2 protein-coding genes are annotated in these 691 nt (G+C 61.9%); both read right to left on the reverse strand.

Annotation, left to right across the window (positions count from 1 at the left end):
- Positions 1–410: DUF3164 family protein (locus RMT89_RS40595; RefSeq protein ID WP_315888767.1), on the reverse strand; the 410-nt coding region annotated here is incomplete at its 3' end.
- Positions 407–691, reverse strand: a 285-nt coding sequence (locus RMT89_RS40600) for a hypothetical protein (RefSeq protein ID WP_315888768.1), incomplete at its 5' end; no start/stop codon positions are given. The genes RMT89_RS40600 and RMT89_RS40595, both read right to left, overlap by 4 nt.

Genomic DNA, 691 nt, shown 5'->3' on the forward strand with positions numbered 1-691 from the left:
CGCGTGTCGGCCGACCATTCGTTCAGACACTCGTCGAAAAGCTCTTTGCCGACTTGAAGTTCAGGGCCGAAGTCGAGCTGGTCGTTGATGCGAACCTCGATCCTGAACAGCCCGTCATGGGTCTGATAGGTCTTGTTGCCCTTGGCACCGCCACGGGTGGCCCCATATTCCTGGGCAAGGATCGCGTCGAAATCGCCCAGATCCATGAACGTATGTTCGCGGAAGCGGCTGACCTGTTCCGACAGCGCCAGCCAGAAGCCGGCGATCTTGCGGACCGTCTCGTCTTCGAGAAGATGTTGCGGTTTGACCAGCTCGACGGGCACCAGCGCGCCTTTGGCATCGGGAAGGTAAGTCTTGTCCCCGACATGCACACGGCCATCGGGAATATGGGCAGGGGTGAAATCGCTCATTGCGAGGCATCCTTTTGATTGCGGGGGCAAGATGCGCAGGCGTGATACATGCGCACGCGCAGGTGGTTGGTGTTGACGAAGCGCCGGGCACGCTTGCGCCATGCCTGACATTCATCGGTCGGAAGCGTGCCGAGCGCCGGACATTCCACCGTCGCGGCCAGATAGGCCCCGCGCACGGCGTCTTCGAGCAGCGCCATATTGCCGGGGTATTTGTTGCGCAGCACCTGACTGACCAGTCCCGCCGAGCGGCCGAGACGTTCGGCCACCGCACGCTGGCTGCT

Source organism: Streptomyces sp. P17, from assembly GCF_032436805.1.
Classification (GTDB): Bacteria; Actinomycetota; Actinomycetes; order Streptomycetales; family Streptomycetaceae; genus Streptomyces.